Annotated in this window: 12 protein-coding genes; 4 read left to right on the top strand and 8 right to left on the bottom strand. The window is 35.7% G+C overall.

The features are described from left to right. Nucleotides 1-66: 66 nt before the first annotated feature. Entirely contained in the window at nucleotides 67-3,519 is a 3,453-nt protein-coding gene (locus C8C85_RS03215; RefSeq protein ID WP_116795797.1) for a methylmalonyl-CoA mutase family protein, read from the bottom strand. 329 nt (nucleotides 3,520-3,848) lie between these two features. Here C8C85_RS03215 and purU point away from each other — a divergent pair, with 329 nt between their 5' ends. Next, nucleotides 3,849-4,703 carry a formyltetrahydrofolate deformylase gene (gene purU / locus C8C85_RS03220; protein WP_116795798.1) on the top strand — a complete coding sequence of 285 codons (855 nt, stop codon included), beginning with the start codon at nucleotides 3,849-3,851 and terminating at the stop codon, nucleotides 4,701-4,703. Between the two features lie 105 nt (nucleotides 4,704-4,808). Here the strand turns inward: purU and C8C85_RS03225 are convergent, their stop codons facing one another. Continuing rightward, a complete protein-coding gene (locus tag C8C85_RS03225; protein ID WP_116795799.1) occupies nucleotides 4,809-5,852 on the bottom strand; it encodes a methyltransferase in 1,044 nt (347 codons plus the stop codon). 40 nt (nucleotides 5,853-5,892) lie between these two features. Then, the gene (locus C8C85_RS03230; RefSeq protein WP_116795800.1) at nucleotides 5,893-6,549 is read right to left on the bottom strand and encodes a VOC family protein; all 657 of its coding nucleotides are present in this window, start codon (nucleotides 6,547-6,549) and stop codon (nucleotides 5,893-5,895) included. Nucleotides 6,550-6,739: 190 nt separating this feature from the next. Between C8C85_RS03230 and C8C85_RS03235 the strand changes: the two genes are divergently transcribed. Further along, entirely contained in the window at nucleotides 6,740-7,462 is a 723-nt protein-coding gene (locus tag C8C85_RS03235; protein WP_116798353.1) for a DUF4197 domain-containing protein, read from the top strand. Nucleotides 7,463-7,802: 340 nt separating this feature from the next. Here C8C85_RS03235 and C8C85_RS03240 read toward each other — a convergent pair whose 3' ends face one another. From C8C85_RS03240 to prfA, 5 genes are all read right to left on the bottom strand, one after another. Then, nucleotides 7,803-8,588, bottom strand: a complete 786-nt coding sequence (locus C8C85_RS03240; RefSeq protein WP_116795801.1) for an alpha/beta fold hydrolase — start codon at nucleotides 8,586-8,588, stop codon at nucleotides 7,803-7,805. Between the two features lie 358 nt (nucleotides 8,589-8,946). Beyond that, a complete protein-coding gene (locus C8C85_RS03245; protein ID WP_116795802.1) occupies nucleotides 8,947-9,741 on the bottom strand; it encodes an ABC transporter substrate-binding protein in 795 nt (264 codons plus the stop codon). 64 nt (nucleotides 9,742-9,805) lie between these two features. Continuing rightward, nucleotides 9,806-10,660, bottom strand: a complete 855-nt coding sequence (gene pyrF, locus C8C85_RS03250) for an orotidine-5'-phosphate decarboxylase (protein WP_116795803.1) — start codon at nucleotides 10,658-10,660, stop codon at nucleotides 9,806-9,808. Nucleotides 10,661-10,773: 113 nt separating this feature from the next. Then, the gene (locus tag C8C85_RS03255) at nucleotides 10,774-12,975 is read right to left on the bottom strand and encodes a DUF5723 family protein (RefSeq protein ID WP_116795804.1); all 2,202 of its coding nucleotides are present in this window, start codon (nucleotides 12,973-12,975) and stop codon (nucleotides 10,774-10,776) included. Between the two features lie 135 nt (nucleotides 12,976-13,110). Beyond that, nucleotides 13,111-14,187, bottom strand: coding sequence for a peptide chain release factor 1 (prfA, locus tag C8C85_RS03260; protein ID WP_116795805.1), 1,077 nt, complete (start codon nucleotides 14,185-14,187; stop codon nucleotides 13,111-13,113). 661 nt (nucleotides 14,188-14,848) lie between these two features. Between prfA and C8C85_RS03265 the strand changes: the two genes are divergently transcribed. Together C8C85_RS03265 and C8C85_RS03270 are read left to right on the top strand one after the other, a co-directional pair. After that, nucleotides 14,849-15,325 (top strand): nuclear transport factor 2 family protein, encoded by a 477-nt coding sequence (locus tag C8C85_RS03265; RefSeq protein WP_116795806.1) that lies wholly within the window; start codon nucleotides 14,849-14,851, stop codon nucleotides 15,323-15,325. 298 nt (nucleotides 15,326-15,623) lie between these two features. Further along, a complete protein-coding gene (locus C8C85_RS03270; protein ID WP_116795807.1) occupies nucleotides 15,624-17,927 on the top strand; it encodes a DNA topoisomerase 3 in 2,304 nt (767 codons plus the stop codon). Nucleotides 17,928-17,945 lie beyond the last annotated feature (18 nt).

Consider the following 17,945-nt stretch of genomic DNA (forward strand, 5'->3'; position numbering starts at 1 on the left):
AAAGGGTCTTTTTTGACTTGTAATTTAAAATATAACACATTTTCTAAAAATAGAAACAAATGTTTTTTACATATTTCTTCTATACTGACCTCCAACTTCGAAAAGTGCTTCAGTGATTTGTCCCAAAGAACAAACTTTAGTCGCTTCCATCAAATGCCCGAATAGGTTTTCACCTTTGATAGCAGCTTCCTGTAGGGTATTCAAATGTTCTTTTACCAAAACAGCATGACACTGATGTAAATTATCTAGCATAGTAATTTGATATTGTTTTTCTTCTTCAGTGGCACGAATTACTTCGGCTGGAATTACCGTTGGAGAACCTTTGGAACTCAAGAAAGTATTTACTCCCACAATTGGGAATTCACCTGTGTGTTTCAAAGTTTCATAATACAAACTTTCTTCTTGAATTTTAGAACGTTGGTACATAGTTTCCATAGCTCCAAGTACACCTCCACGCTCTGTAATTCTGTCAAATTCCTGTAAAACGGCAGCTTCAACTAAATCTGTCAATTCTTCGATAATGAATGAACCTTGAATTGGGTTTTCATTTTTGGCAAGACCTAATTCTTTATTGATAATCAACTGAATTGCCATTGCTCTACGAACAGATTCTTCTGTTGGCGTTGTAATTGCCTCATCATACGCATTGGTATGCAATGAATTACAATTATCATAAATAGCATACAAGGCTTGCAAAGTGGTACGAATATCATTAAAATCAATTTCCTGTGCGTGCAATGAACGTCCCGAAGTTTGAATATGGTATTTCAACATTTGGGCTCTTTCATTGGCCCCGTATTTATTTTTCATGGCTTTCGCCCAAATTTTACGAGCCACACGACCTATAACTGCATATTCCGGATCGACACCATTCGAGAAAAAGAACGATAAATTTGGTCCAAAATCATTGATATCCATACCACGACTCAAATAATACTCCACATAAGTGAAACCATTTGAAAGGGTAAATGCCAATTGCGTAATTGGATTGGCACCCGCCTCTGCAATATGGTAGCCTGATATAGAAACCGAATAAAAGTTCCTTACGTTTTTGGCAATAAAATATTCCTGAACATCTCCCATCAATCGTAATGCAAATTCAGTCGAGAAAATACAAGTGTTTTGAGCTTGATCTTCTTTTAGGATATCGGCTTGAACTGTACCACGAACTTGCGAAAGTGTTTTTTCTTTAATTTCATTATATACTTCCAAAGGTAATACCTGATCTCCAGTTACTCCTAAAAGGAATAATCCTAAACCATTATTTCCTTCGGGCAAATCACCTTGATAATGCGGACGTTCTACACCTTTTTGTTTGTAGATTTCATTAATTTTTTCCTGTACCGATTCGGTAAGCTCATGCTTTTTGATATAAATTTCGCATTGCTGATCGATAGCAGCATTCATGAAAAAACCAAGCAACATAGGCGCTGGCCCATTAATCGTCATACTCACCGAAGTCATGGCATGTACCAAGTCAAAACCAGAGTATAATTTTTTGGCATCATCCAAACAGCAAATAGACACTCCTGCATTACCAATTTTTCCGTAAATATCAGGACGGATATGTGGATCGTTACCATATAAAGTCACACTATCAAATGCTGTAGAAAGCCTTTTCGCAGGCAATCCTGCACTTACATAATGGAAACGCTTGTTGGTTCTTTCTGGCCCACCTTCACCGGCAAACATTCTTGACGGATCTTCACCTTCTCTTTTAAACGGATATAATCCTGCGGTAAAAGGAAACTCTCCAGGTACATTTTCCTGTAAACACCAACGTAAAATATCACCCCAAGCTTGGTACTTTGGCAAGGCAATTTTTGGAATTTGCGAGTGCGAAAGCGACTCCGTATGCGTAGCCATTTTTATTTCTTTGTGACGAACTTTAAAAGTGTAAACTGGATCCTTGTATTTATTGACTTTGTCGTTCCAATTAAGAATCAATTTCCAATTGTGTGGATCTAAATCCATTTTTACTTTATCAAATTGATTCAGCAAAAGATTTAAAAAGATTTTATTATCTGCGCCACCTGGTTTTTCAGATTCTAATGCACTTGGCAATACTGAATCTTCATCAATTCCTGCTTTATTGATTACTGGAATTTTTCCGGAAACACTCTCAATCGTTTTAAATACTCCGTATAACTTTTGAGCCACTTGTTCTTGACTTAAAGCTGTTGCATCATACTTTCTGTTATTTTCGGCAATTTCAGATAAATAACGCGTTCTATGTGGCGGAATAACAAAAATCTTCTCGCTCATTTCGCGGGTGATTTGGAAAGTCGATTTCAAATCGGAATTTGTTTTCTCCACAATTTTATCCATAATGGATTTGTACAACGTATTCATCCCTGGATCATTAAACTGAGAAGCAATAGTTCCATAAACTGGCATTTCGTCAGGATTCACATCCCACAGATTATGATTACGTTGGTATTGTTTTTTCACATCGCGAATGGCATCCAAAGCACCGCGTTTGTCGAATTTATTTAAGGCTACTAAATCAGCGAAATCAAGCATGTCGATTTTTTCCAATTGGGTTGCCGCACCAAATTCTGGTGTCATTACATATAATGAAACATCCGAATGGTCCATAATTTCTGTATCAGATTGACCAATTCCAGAAGTTTCAAGGATGATGATATCATATTTTGCGGCTTTTAAAACCTCAATGGCTTCAGCTACATATTTTGATAAAGCCAAATTGGATTGACGAGTTGCCAATGAACGCATATAAACTCTGGAGTTATTGATGGCATTCATACGAATTCTGTCACCCAATAATGCTCCACCTGTTTTTCTTTTGGATGGATCGACAGAAATCAGTCCGATGGTTTTTTCTGGAAAATCAATTAAAAAACGACGCACCAATTCGTCCACCAATGATGATTTTCCTGCACCACCAGTACCGGTGATTCCAAGAACAGGAATCTTTGAAGATTCATTCTTAGTATGGATTTTATCAAAAAATGGTTTTGCTATTTCTGGGAAATTCTCGGCAGCCGAAATTAAACGGGCAATAGCCGTCGGCGTTTTATTTTCTATTAAATCTAGTTCATTCGTTAATTTATCTCCGATAGGAAAATCAGAACGTTGTACCAAATCATTGATCATTCCTTGTAATCCCATCGCACGTCCATCATCTGGAGCATAAATTCGGGTGATGCCGTAGGCTTGCAATTCGGCTATTTCCGAAGGCAGGATCACTCCTCCACCTCCACCAAAAATCTTGATATGACCCGCTCCTTTTTCCTGAAGCAAATCATACATATATTTAAAGTATTCGTTGTGCCCTCCTTGATAGGAAGTCATTGCAATCGCATTGGCATCTTCTTGGATGGCGGTATTCACCACTTCCTCTACACTTCTATCATGTCCCAAATGAATTACCTCAACTCCTGTGGACTGAATAATTCTTCTCATTATATTAATTGCGGCATCGTGACCATCAAAAAGTGATGCAGCAGTTACAATTCGGACTTTATTTACGGGTACATACGGTTTAAGTAATTCCATTTTGTGAATATGATAATTTAAGGGTGCAATTTACATAAATTTTAAAATAAAAATCATTAAAAATAACATAAAACACAAAATATGATAACAATGTTTTTTATTAAGAAAACGAGCTTAGTTTTCGGAAAAAATTGGTATTTTCGAGGTCTAGCCCTGATAAAAATAATTTAAGATTTTTGATTAACGATATTTGATTTTTGAAGTTTTAAAATTCATAAAACCAACAATCTTTATGCTTAACAGTACAAAATCTAATATCAGAAATCGGCAATCATCATTCAAAAATCTATAGGAATAGCTCCTAATTATTTTTAGAAAATTTTAGACAAATGCAAAAAATTACCATACTTATCCATTGCGAAGACAAAAAGGCGATCATTGCCTCGGTAACTAATTATATCGCTTCGATTGATGGAAATATTATTTACCTTGACCAACATGTTGATGCCGATGAAAATGTGTTTTTTATGCGACTGGAATGTGAGTTTAGCAGAGACACTTGGAATATTGAAGCTATAAAAAGTCACTTTCAAACCAATCTTGCCACTCCTTTTAATATGACTTGGGACATGTATCCGCAAGACCAAAAACCAAAAATGGCGTTGTTTATTTCAAAATACGATCACTGTCTGTATGATATTTTGGGACGTTATTGTGCTGGCGAATTGCCACTAGAAATCCCTTTAATAATTAGTAATCACGAAGATTTGAAACCGGTTGCTGAGCGATTCAATATTCCGTTTTTCCATGTTCCGTTTACGAAAGATAATAAGGAAGAAGGCGAAAAAGCACAAATGGAATTATTGAAAAAATTTGATATTGATTTTATTGTTTTGGCTCGCTATATGCAAATTATCACTCCAAATTTGATTGCACTTTACAAAAACAAAATCATTAATATTCACCATTCCTTTTTACCGGCATTTCCTGGAGCCAAACCATATCATTCAGCTTTCAAGCGCGGCGTAAAAATTATAGGTGCCACGAGTCATTACGTTACCGAAGGGCTCGATGAAGGACCAATTATTGAACAGGATATTTCGAGAGTTTCCCACAGCCATTCGATTGAGGATTTCATTATGAAAGGTCGTGATTTGGAGCGTATGGTTCTTGCTAGAGCCATTACCTTGCACGCCGAGCGAAAAACGATGGTGTATAACAACAAAACGGTTGTGTTTTCTTAGGAAGCACATCCGTTTTGTTAATCTGCCGAATCTGCGTAAAAAATTAGCACGCAGATTTTCGCAGATTCAGCAGATTTTTTTTTAAAATTCTTCAGCAAACTTAAACTATTTATAAGCAATTGCCGCACTTGCAGGTCCTGTGAGCGGAACAATCGAGGTCGATTTGAAGCCAACGCTTTTTGTCCATTTATTGAAACTGGAAAAAGTATAATCAAAACCAGTTCCAGTTTCAATCAACATATTTAGGCTCATCATCATTCCGAAGACATTTTTGGATCGATCATCATCAATTACATTCTCAATTGCGACGAATGCACCGCCTTCCGGAAGGGCATCGTAGGCTTTTTGAAGAAGTGCCAATTTCTTTGGTTCATCCCAATCGTGAAGTATATTTCCCATCACCACGACATCTGCTTTTGGAAATGGATCAGCAAAAAAATCGCCGCTTGCTGTTGTAACCCTATCCGAAAAAGGTGTCTTTGCTATTTTTTCTTTTGCAATAGGCTCCACAACAGGAAGGTCAAAACTGGTACATTTCATATGGGGTTGGTGCTTGGCAACTGTTGTAGACAGAGCCGCACCGCATCCGCCAACATCAGTCAAGGTTTTGTATTTTGAAAAATCAAATAGCTGGGCAAAAGCATTAAAATTCCCTATCTGAATACTTCCCATCGCATTGATAAACTCCAATAATCTTTCAGGTGATTTATAGAGTTCGTTAAATAAATTATCATCTCCTGCCTTAATTTCATTTTGTGGCAAACCTGTAAGCAAACCTTCCTCCAAGTTCCCCCAAAATTGATACAACCGATTATTCAGCATATCGAGCATTCCGCCTATATAAGCTGGTTTGTCAATAACCAAAAAAGCATCGGCATTGACGCTATTGGAATAAATTGCTGACTCCAAAAGTCCTTCCCTATTCAGAAATCCAAGTCCCGTCAAGGCATCCAAAAAATCAAACAAATGAATATCAGTGCACTTCAGATTCAACATCGTCTTTATTTGCTGAGCCGACATTGATTGTTTTTCAGCAAGTTTGGTAAATAATTGAAACTTTACTGCAGCCAGCAATAATTTTGATGACCAAAACCCAGATCCGATTTGCATAATACTAGCCGGTGATGGCTGATTGTCTTGATTTTCCATTTTTTTGTTTGATTTAATATTACATTTATTTTGATTTTATTTATTCTAAAACTTCCAATACTCTAGTTTCTCCTTCATGATTAAAAACTATTTTTGTCCAAAATGATTTTGATTTCCTATCTGTTGGATACCAATCCCTGTTTTCTTCCACAAGGATAAAAAGTCCCGTTACAGTTCCCAAAACAATAAACTTGGGTAATTTGGGTTGCTTTGAATAAGGCGTTAATCCATATTTCTCAAATAGTTCATCACATTGTCCAGTTACATTTTTGGAAACCAATCCCATCTCACTAACCGACAGAATGGATTTGCCATCAAATGGATTTTGTGAGGCGTTATCCAAATCGTTTCTCGCAATGAACTCCAGAATATTCCCGTTATTGTCATAAAAATAAAAAGACTTGGCATTCCAGTTGTAGAAATCGGCAATTTTATCGGGCGCGATTACGTACATAATTTCGGTTTTGCTTTCTATCCAAGAAAAAGCTTCAATAAGCTTATTATTTGGCACATCAAAAGCAAAATGATAAACCGGTTTTACATTTTGGGACGAATGAAAAGTCAGTTTCGTGGCGCCTGCATGGAATGAAACACTGGAGCGATCTCTATATAAAGTATTCAATCCCAAAACTTGATTATAAAAAGCTTCAGTTCTTGAAACATCATCCGACAGTAATTCCAATTCCAGTATCTTCATTTTTTAAAATTGCAATTATTCCAACTCAAAAAAAAACACACAAATATCTATTTTTCAACACATTACAAATATAATAAATAAAACCAAGCGATTATTGCAAACGATGTCTATCATTTTTAGCATTTCATTGGAAAATTGCTTTTCATTAGTAAATATTGTTTGTCTACTTTTGAAAAAAATTATAAACAAAATGAAAAAGGCCCTATTCCTATTCCTTATCCTACCTGCAATCAGCAATGCACAATTCAAAGACATACTGACAAAAGCATCCGAAAAAATCAATGCTGTAACGAAATCAAATAATAGCTTAGATATAGCTGCTGGTCTAAAAGAAGCCCTTAACAAAGGGGTTACCGTACAAGTATCAAAACTTACTGCTACCGATGGTTTTTATAAAAATGATGCAGTTAAAATTCTAATGCCCGAAGAATTAGCCAAACTGGACAGAACGCTGAGAAAGATGGGAATGTCAAAATTGGCCGATCAAGGAATATTAGCTATGAACAGAGCCGCTGAAGATGCCGTAAAAGAAGCAACACCCATATTTGTTTCGGCTATCAAAAATATCACTATAACCGATGCCAAAAGTATTTTGCTGGGTAAAGAAAATGCCGCAACGGTTTATTTGCAGTCATCAACAGAAACACCGCTTTACGCCAAGTTTAACCCAGTGGTTCAACAATCGATTGGTAAGGTTGGAGCTGATGTGATTTGGTCAAATATAATTAAGCAATACAACACCATACCGTTTGTTACCAAAGTAAATCCAGACCTTACGGATTACATAACCAAAAAAGCATTGGAAGGAGTTTTCAAAATGATTACTGTTGAAGAAAAAAACATCCGAACCAATTTGAATGCCAGAACTTCGGATGTGTTGAAAAAAGTTTTTGCTTTACAGGACAAGAAGTAAGATTGGGTCACAATGGCAATATCAATTTAAATAACAATAGCTAAAGTGATTTTTATGCTTTTTTAAAATTCAAAAATGTCAATTTTAAACCAAATCAAAAAAATACTGATAATCAATTAGTTCTGTTTTTGAAAAATCAAAATTTTAATGTGTTAAAATTAAAATACAAAACTTAACTTTTCAAGAAAAAGTAATAACAGTTCCTTAACAACAAAAAATAAACATTATGCTGATCTTTGCAATGTAATAAACTGGTTATTTATTACTTTGGTTTTGGTTAGTTATAAAATTGCCTGCATCTATATGGTGCAGGCATTTTTTATTTAGAATAAGTTTGATTTTATTTGGCCCTATGTATAAAAGATAAAACAGCAGAATTAAAAGCATTAGGCTGTTCTACATTGACCACATGTCCACAATTTTCAATTACGAATAATTGGGACGATTTATAATGGCTTTCGACAACTTTACGAACTGACGGCAAAAACATATAATCTTCTTCTCCCATAACATAAAGCGTAGGGATATTCAATTCAACCTGACGGAACCACTTTAGTACTGGATTTATCTCAGCAGTCAATTTAAACCACTTGATAAATTCTTTTTGATATAATTTCTTGGCTTCATTTATAAAAAGTGATCGTGATTGCTTGTGACTTTTTTTTGGCATTATAACAAAAGCGAAAAACTTATACAAAACCAAATAAGGCAATACATACTTAAAAGTATTTCCCAAACGCATTAATATCTGGGAACGGAAATTCATTTTTAAGATGGCTCCACCAAGAATCATACTTTGCACTCTATCCGGATACATTTCTGCCAATTGTCTGATGAGGATTGTTCCTAATGAAATTCCAACAAAATGTGATTTTTCAATTTTAAGATGATCCAAAACTTCCAGAATATCATTGGCTAAAGCCGAAAAAGTATATTTCTGTTTAAAAGCTGTTTTCAAAGTTGTTTTGGACTCTCCATGACCTCTCAAATCCAACAACAAAATATTGTAGTCTTTTTTGAAATCCCTGATTTGTTTAAACCAAATGGATGAACTTCCTCCAGCGCCATGCACAAAAGTGACCCATTGATCGCTGTTCTCGTTCTTATATACTGTATAGTTAATCACTTAGCTTTTTTTTTATTTGGCAAATATAGTTCTTTTTCAGACTTAATTTAGATTTCTGGGTGTTCTCAAGCGACTTTCAAGACATTTTTATCTGAATTCGATTATTGATTTGGAGCAGAAAGATTAGGCATTTTTAGAAACATCGTCCCGTTTTCCGTTACAATCTCCCGAATAAAAATCGGGAGGATTTCCACTTCACCCGGGGCTAAAGGGAAACATTTTGCTTTTTTTACTATCATCTAAAAAAACAAAATATCCCGAAACATTAGAAAAGCACAAAAAGTTTACCATATAAGAAATATAAGTTATCGTTTTTACATCCTACTTAAATGAACTTATATTTCTTATACGGTTAAAATTAAATGCTCTTATGCAAATATTTAAAATAATCAAAGGCCTTAAGCAATCGGCTTCCGTACCAGGAAAACATTTCTCCGTCCACCAAAACGGCTTGGGCATTATGGGTAGATTTGGCAATTTCATAACCGTCCGCCGCTTTAAAAGGAAACGGCTCTGATGAGAGCAAAATCAAATCCAAATCACCTTCCGTTTCCATTTTTTCAAGTTCAATTTCAGGATATCGTTCTTTTGAAGCAAAATGATTTTGAAAATGATTCAACTTTAATAATTCATCTATAAAAGTTCCCGAACCCACTACCATGTAAGGGTCTTTCCAAATAAAGTAAGCCACTTTTCTAACCGGAATATCATTGATGAATTTTTTAAAATCGCTCAAGGCAAAAGCCAATTTTTCGTTCCACTTTCTGGCCTCAGTTCTTTTATCAAATAGCTGACCAAAGTCGGTTATCATTTGAAAGTTATCTTCGATAGTAACAACATTGGTTACCCAAACTGTACAAATTTTCCGCAACTCTCCAACTATTTCCTGAGTATTCTCCTCTTTGTTGCAAATGATAATATCCGGTTCCAATAAACGGATTTTATCATAATGCACTTTCTTTGTTCCTCCGACGATTTTTTTGGTAGACTTAAAATGATACGGATGCACACAAAACTTGGTAATTCCCACTATTCTGTCTTCCAAACCCAAATCATATAACAATTCGGTTTGGGAAGGCACAAGAGAAACGATTCGCTTGGGAGAAGATTCAAAAGTGTGGGCAATTCCGAGTTGGTCCGTTAATTGTTTCATTTTAAGAATTGTTTAATTTTGTTTAAAGTTTAAATAGTTTTATACTTTTAAACGATTTAAACTCTTAAACATTTAAACCCTTTAAAATTTCCTCCATCTCTTGTTGCATTTTCAAGGCTTCGTTTCTGGCTACATCTGCGAAATCAGTTCCATTCGAAGCATAAATAATGGCGCGTGAAGAATTGATTAGCAATCCAACATTGTCATTCATTCCGTATTTGCATACTTCAGAAAGACTTCCGCCTTGTGCACCAACACCAGGAACAAGCAAGAAACTGTCAGGGACAATTTTACGAACTTCGGTAAAATATTCAGCTTTAGTAGCGCCAACTACGTACATTAGATTTTCAGAATTCTTCCAAGTTTTGGATGTTTCCAATACGTGTTTGTACAATTCTTTAGCTTCGCTCCGTTCGGCTTCGCCTCGGGTTCCATTAATAATTAAGGTTTGAAAATCAAAAGCACCTTCATTGGATGTCAACGCCAACATTATGGTATGTTTGTTTTCGAAAGCTAGAAAAGGCTCAACCGAATCTTTTCCCATATAAGGAGCCACAGTTACACTATCAAAATTTAGATCTTCAAAAAAAGCTTTGGCATACATCGATGAAGTATTACCAATATCGCCTCTTTTGGCATCGGCAATCGTAAAAATTTCAGGATGCTTTTCATTGATATAATTAATAGTCTTTTGCAATGACATCCATCCTTTTATTCCGTATGCTTCAAAGAATGCAATATTGGGTTTATACGCCACAGCCAAATCATGGGTAGCATCAATAATAGCTTTGTTAAATTCAAAAATAGGATCTTCCAATTCCAATAAATGCTTTGGAATTTTATTTAAATCCACATCTAAACCTACGCATAGAAATGATTTTTTAATTTTAATTTGTTGGATTAATTCTTGTGTAGTCATTTCTATTTTTTTTAATCACTATTAATTTATTGAGAAACAATTCTCTTTTATTTGGCATGCAAAAATAAAAAAAGCCATTCAATTAAGAACGGCTTTTTTTAGAATTTAAAAAACTATAATTTTCCTTCGTATATTGTCCCAACATGTATTACTTCTGTTCTTCTATTTTCAGCTCTTCCTTTTGCCGTTTTATTGCTGGCAACAGGTTTCGAAGCTCCAAATCCTTTATATGTTAGATTTTCTGGATTAACACCTTTTGCAATTAACGCATCCATAACCACTTTGGCTCTAGCCTCAGAAAGTTTTTGATTCGCTTTAGCATTACCTATACTATCTGTATGCCCTTCGATAGAGAATTTGGCATTTGGATAGTTTTTGATAATTTCTTTAATCGCATCCAATCTTCCGTCTGTTTGACCTTTATCTGCTGTTTGCAAAACCGCTTTTCCAGTTACAAAAAATACGGCTCTTGCCTGAACTTTAAGTTCTTTTAGCGTTTCTTTGGTTACTTCAGGACAACCTTTATTGCTTGCTGGTCCAGGAACAGTAGGACATTCATCCTCTTTATCAACAACACCGTCTTTATCAGCATCTAGTTCAGGACAACCTGCATTGGCAACCAACCCCTTTTCGTTAGGACATTTATCGTCTTTATCCAACACTGAATCTCCATCAGTATCTGGCCATGGACAACCTTTATTTTCAACAGGACCTGCAACTGAAGGACAAGAGTCAATATTATCCAAAACCGTATCTTTATCAGCATCACCCCATGGACATCCTTTATTCTCAACTGGACCTGCAACGGTTGGACATGTATCATCTTTATCGACAACCGTATCTGCATCACTGTCTGACCAAGGACAACCTTTGTTTTCAAAAGGACCTGCAAAAGTTGGACAAGAATCATTTTTGTCTAAGATTCCATCCTCATCTGTATCTTTAAATTTCTTTTCATATACCGGAATTTTAAAACCAAAATAAACATCTGCCGCTTTTGATTCTTTAGAAAACACATTAGTAATTAAAGAACTAGAACCAACAAACAAAGGTCCAAAACGCAATCCAGTACCAACTTGCATTCCGCTATATTCCATATAATTTATAGGTAAAGAGAATGTAAACCATCTTGTTTCATAACGTGGCGTCAAAATCCAAGTATTTGCAGAACTCGTTTTACCCAGAGCAGATTTATCTACTAAACTAAGGTTTCCATTTAAGTTCAAATAGAATTTCTTATACATATTCCAATCGGCATCAACATGCATTACCGTAGGTAAATTGGCTTTTTTTGTAAAATATCTTGTCGTAGGAGTTCCATAATGAGTTTCCAAAAAATCTCCTAAATTATCAGCATCATCAATATCCTGTTGAGTAACCACCCCGTTAATATTATAAAAATCTTCTTTTAAATTATTGTATTTAATAGAACCTATGTCAGTTATCGATAAACCAAAACGCAATTTATATTTGTTCAAGTCTCTAAAGTTATTGTCAACTGCTTTGGCTTTGTCCAAATCATAAGACTCATAATCGGGTCTCCACTCATAAATCAACCCAAAATCAGCACCATATCCCCTTGAATTAGGGTCAAATTTAAAATCCTCGTCTCCAGTAATAAAATCCGGATTACTTCCAATCGTAAGGGTTCCAGTAGTTATCAAGCTACTTGTTACAGGATCATTGGTTTGAATAAAAGCAGCTGTGGCATTTTCACCATTCATATAAGAATTTGCACCTCCAATCAAATATTTAGCAGTAAAACCTCCTTTAAGGAAATGTTGCTTGCTTTGCCATAAAACAGCAGCGTAAGATGCTCCTACTTCCCCCCAAGTATGTCCCACGACATTTGGATTTCCAACATTAATATTAAAACTGGATGCATCATCCAAACCATCTTTTAATTGATCATATAATGTTCCATTTATATCATTGGCATTTATGATAGCTCTGGCTCTTGTATAAATAGCGATCGCATGTTTTGGAGCTATATTAAACATAAATGAGGGTCCCATCACATCAGAATAAACAATCCCTCCATTATTTTTAGTTGGTGTTCTTTTCCCTTCCTTATTGACATCATAAGAACTTTTCGACAAATCAAATAAACTTAGACCATAGTAGTCATTGTTTAAAGAGCTACTAGTCGAAAATATATTAATGTCTGTTTTAAAACGAGAGTCAACAATAGAAGCCGGATTAAAAAGTACTCCCTGCACTCCTGCATAATTATCAGGAATATAACCCATATAAGATTGGGCATTTGCCTGTGCAATTGAAAATAGAACAATTAAAAATAGTAAAGATTTTTTCATCAAATTGATTTAAGGTTAATATAGTATTATGATTGTTTTAATAAGATTTTAATTCATTTAATATGGATAAACCACAAAAAAAACACTTAATTGGTTGTATCCAATTAAGTGTTTGTAAAATAAACTGGGCAAGCTTTAGAAAACTTCGCTTGCTTCTTTTAATTTTTCCATGTTGTTAACTAATGCTAGCTCATCAACAATTTTCTGGATGTCACCATTCATGATGTTACCCAAATCATATAATGTCAACCCAACACGGTGATCAGTAACACGTCCTTGAGCATAGTTGTAAGTACGAATCTTAGCCGAACGGTCACCAGAACTTACTTGAGATGTACGTTTGGTAGCATCCTCAGCTTGTTTTTTGGCTAATTCCATTTCGTATAAACGAGAACGCAAAACCGTCAAAGCTTTGTCTTTATTTTTGTGTTGCGATTTTTGATCTTGACATTGCGCCACCAATCCAGTTGGAATGTGCGTCAAACGAACTGCCGATTTCGTAGTATTTACCGATTGTCCTCCAGGTCCTGATGAACAGAAGAAATCCACACGAACATCGTTCATATCGATTTGTACGTCAAATTCCTCCGCTTCCGGAAGTACCATAACCGTCGCTGCCGATGTATGCACACGACCTTGAGTTTCCGTTTGCGGAACACGCTGCACACGGTGAACACCTGCTTCGAACTTCAAAGTACCATAAACATCTTCACCTGTAACCTCAAAAATTACCTCTTTGAAACCTCCCGAAGTACCTTCGTTCATATCCACAACCGATGTTCTCCATCCTTGTCCTTCACAGTATTTAGTGTACATACGGAACAAATCACCTGCAAAAATACTGGCTTCGTCCCCACCTGTACCAGCACGAATCTCCACCATTACGTTTTTCGCATCTTCTGGATCTTTAGGGATCAACATAAATTTAATCTCATCTTCCAGTTGCGGTAATCTTTCTTTGGCTTCGTCAAGCTGCATTTTGGCCATTTCCACCATATCGGCATCACTTCCGTCAGCAATAATTTCGTTGGCTTCCTCTATGTTGGCCAATACCAAAATATATTCTTCACGCTTTTCAACCAAGTTCTTAATACTTTTGTACTCTTGGTTAAGCAGCACATACCGTTTTTGATCAGCGATAACATCCGGTTGAATAATCAAATCCGAAATCTCGTCAAAACGCTGTTTTACATATTGAAGTCTATCTAACATCTGTATATTTCTTTATTTCTTGTCTATTTATTTTTGCCAAAAGGCTAAATGAACTGTTGTAATTTATATTTTCTATCTTCTAAAAAACATTCATTCCTTTCGGTTTGCAAAAGTACAAAAAAAAGTATTCAATTTTTATTGTTCTTTTTAGCAATTTCTGCAACCCAAGAATGGTATTACTTTTTCAAACTCAAGACAACAAGTTAATTTACATTTTTGCAAATTCACCCTCTATCACGAGCAGATTCTCGGAATAGCCAAAACTAAATCACACTAATACCTTCCCATTCCAATTGTCCGCCAAGATTGCGCGGATTTATAATCCCTGCCCGCAACGATTAGCGACAAAGCTAATACACAACCCAAAAAACCTACAACTAAACATTATTTGTAGCTTTTTTTATTTGCAAAAAATTAATCTTTATGTACATGTCTCACATCTGGGCTACAGCAAGCAGACAAAGTAAATTCACCGTATAATACTAAATATCAACCTAATATGTTTATTTTTTTTTTCAAAAAATACATTTTCTAAATCAAATCCATTAATTTTGCTTAATCAGTTAAAAACTAGATACTTATACTATTACTATTTTTCATTTTATATAGTGTTAGTTTTTACTTTTAGATTTAATACTAACTAACTTTAAAAACGCAGACGATGAATGGTTTTAAACTTCTCTTAATTTTGTGTGTTATACTATTTTCACCTATTAGTTATGCTCAAAAAAATGTTTCTGAATCCTTAAAAAAAGAACTGGAGGATGCTGAAACAAAAATGTTTCAGAATGTAAATTTTACACACGCTAACAGTTATTTCAAAACTGACGTTTCTGATGATTTTTTTACCATTAACGCCGACGGAGTTGTTGCTAACAAAGAACAGAGCCTTGCGGATACTGAACGCCTCAAGATGTTTGAAATGGGAACAACTAAATTCTTTGACAAAAAAATAAGGGTTTATGGAAATGTTGGGATTATTAATGGGAGAGGTCAAGTCTTTTTCGATGGAAAATATATTGTCGAATTTTTATACACCGCTATATTTGTCAAAGAAAAAGGGAAATGGATGTACACAAGCTGGCAAGGCACTATTTCAAAAGATTCTCCTCCACCTCCACCAATGCCAAAAAATTAATATGGGCATGCGGCTTTGCTCTGCGAAGTCTCCCGACTTCGCCCCACATGTTGCGGACCTAATACAAACCTGAAATCAAAGTCCATGTCAGGAACGAAGCAATCTAACGATCAATAGCAAAACCCAACAAATTATCGGAACGAAAATACCAAATATGATTAACTATCGCTCCGTTCGCTTCTTTCAGGTGCTTCGTTCTTCGCAATGACTTAGTCGTAGCCGTTTATAACTCCGTAAAATTTCTCTTTAATACCAAATTCTAAATTCCTAATTTGCGCCTTCAAATCAGTAGGAGAAAATGAAGGTCTGTATTGCCGAAAAACCAAGTGTAGCACGCGAAATCGCATCCGTTTTGGGAGCCAATACCAAACACGATGGGTATTTTGAAGGCAATGGCTATCAGGTCACTTACACCTTTGGACATTTATGCACCTTAAAAGAACCCAACGATTACAAACCCAATTGGAAAAGTTGGGACTTGAACAACCTGCCCATGCTTCCCGAGAAATTTGAGACCAAAGTGGTTCAGAATTCAGGGATTCAAAAGCAATTCAGAATCGTAAAAGGTTTATTTGACAAAGCCGAATTGGTCATCAACTGCGGGGATGCCGGTCAAGAAGGAGAACTGATTCAGCGTTGGGTGATGAATGAAGCCAATTATAAAGGTGAAGTACAGCGCCTATGGATTTCGTCCCTAACCACTGAAGCTATCAAAGAGGGTTTTGAAAACCTAAAACCATCAGCCAACTACGATAATTTATATTACGCAGGGTTTTCCAGAGCCATTGGCGACTGGTTACTCGGTATGAACGCTACTCGTTTATATACTGTAAAACATGGCGGATACAAACAAGTTTTGTCCATTGGAAGAGTACAAACGCCAACCTTGGCAATGGTCGTTGACCGATTTAAAGAAATTGAGAATTTCAAACCTCAACCGTATTGGGAATTGCAAACATTATATAGAGAGACACTTTTCAGTTATGAAGAAGGACGTTTTCTGAAAAAGGAAGACGGTGAAGTTTTAGCTAACAAAGTCAAGGAAAGTGAGTTCGAAATTGTTTCTGTCGAAAAAAAGAATGGTAATGAATATGCTCCTAAACTCTTTGATTTAACAGGTTTACAAGTTTATTGTAATCAAAAATTTGGTTTTTCAGCTGATGAAACGCTGAAAATTGTTCAGACCTTATACGAACAAAAAGTAGTTACCTACCCGAGAGTTGATACCACTTTTTTACCAAACGATATCTATCCGAAAGTGCCAGGTATTCTGCAAAAATTGACGAATTATAGTGAATTAACCCAACCACTTTTAGAAAAAAAGATTAAAAAATCACCTAAGGTTTTCAACGATAAAAAAGTAACCGATCACCACGCTATTATTCCAACAGGCGTACAATCCAATTTGCAATACAACCAGCAACAAGTATATGATATTATTGTGAAACGGTTTATTGCCGTTTTTTATGACGATTGTTTGGTTGCCAACACTACAGTAATTGGAAAAGCAGCCGATGTACTATTCAAAACCACTGGAAAGGAAATCCTGAAAAAAGGATTTCGAGTAGTTTTTGAAGATCCAAACGCCAAAGAAAAAGAAGCAGATATATTGCCAAGTTTTGTTGTTGGCGAAAAAGGCCCGCACGTACCTTCGTTTTTAGAAAAAGAAACCAAACCGCCCAATCAGTTTACGGAAGCAACTTTATTGCGGGCTATGGAAACCGCGGGCAAGCAAATAGACGATGAAGACTTGCGCGAATTGATGAAAGAAAATGGTATTGGCCGTCCATCAACGCGAGCCAATATTATTGAAACGCTTTTCAAACGCCAGTATATTGTTCGAAACAAAAAACAGGTATTGCCAACGCCAACGGGAATTCAACTGATTGACACAATTCAGAATGAATTAATAAAATCGGCTGAACTCACGGGTTCTTGGGAAAAACAATTGAAAGACATTGAAAAAGGGGAGTTTACAGCCGGTGCGTTTATCAAAAACATGAAACAGATGGTAGAAGCTTTGGTCTATGAAGTACGAAGTGAAACCCGACGCGCCAATATTTCACATGAAGGAAGTATTCAAAAACAAGAAGCCACGGTTGAGAAAAAGAAAGCCGCAGGAATCTTGGCAGAAGTTTGTCCGAAATGCAAAAAAAACACGCTTATAAAAGGAAAATCCGCTTATGGATGTGGCGATTATAAAGTGGGTTGCGCTTTTGTGTTGCCTTATACTTTTGCCGAGAAAAAGATATCCGAAAACCAATACTTGCGCTTGCTTCAAAAAGGGTCCACCGTAAATTTGAAAGACTTTAAAACCGATGCCGGAATTGTGGAAGGTTTGCTCCGCTTCGATGAAAATTTCAAACTGATATTAGAACCGAAGAAAACAACCGAGAAAGCTGAGAAGGCATCACCAGATACATTGGCCTGTCCTAAATGCAAAAAAGGAACGGTGCTAAAAGGAAAAACCGCATACGGTTGTGGCGATTATAAATTAGGTTGTGATTTTAAAGTAACTTTTGATGTGGTTAGAGAAAAACTGAAAGATCAAAAACCTACTAAAGAACTGGTTTATTCTATTTTGAATGAAAGCGTAAAATGATTGCTGATTTTTGATTAA

The organism is Flavobacterium sp. 103, assembly GCF_003096795.1.
Taxonomy (GTDB): Bacteria; Bacteroidota; Bacteroidia; order Flavobacteriales; family Flavobacteriaceae; genus Flavobacterium.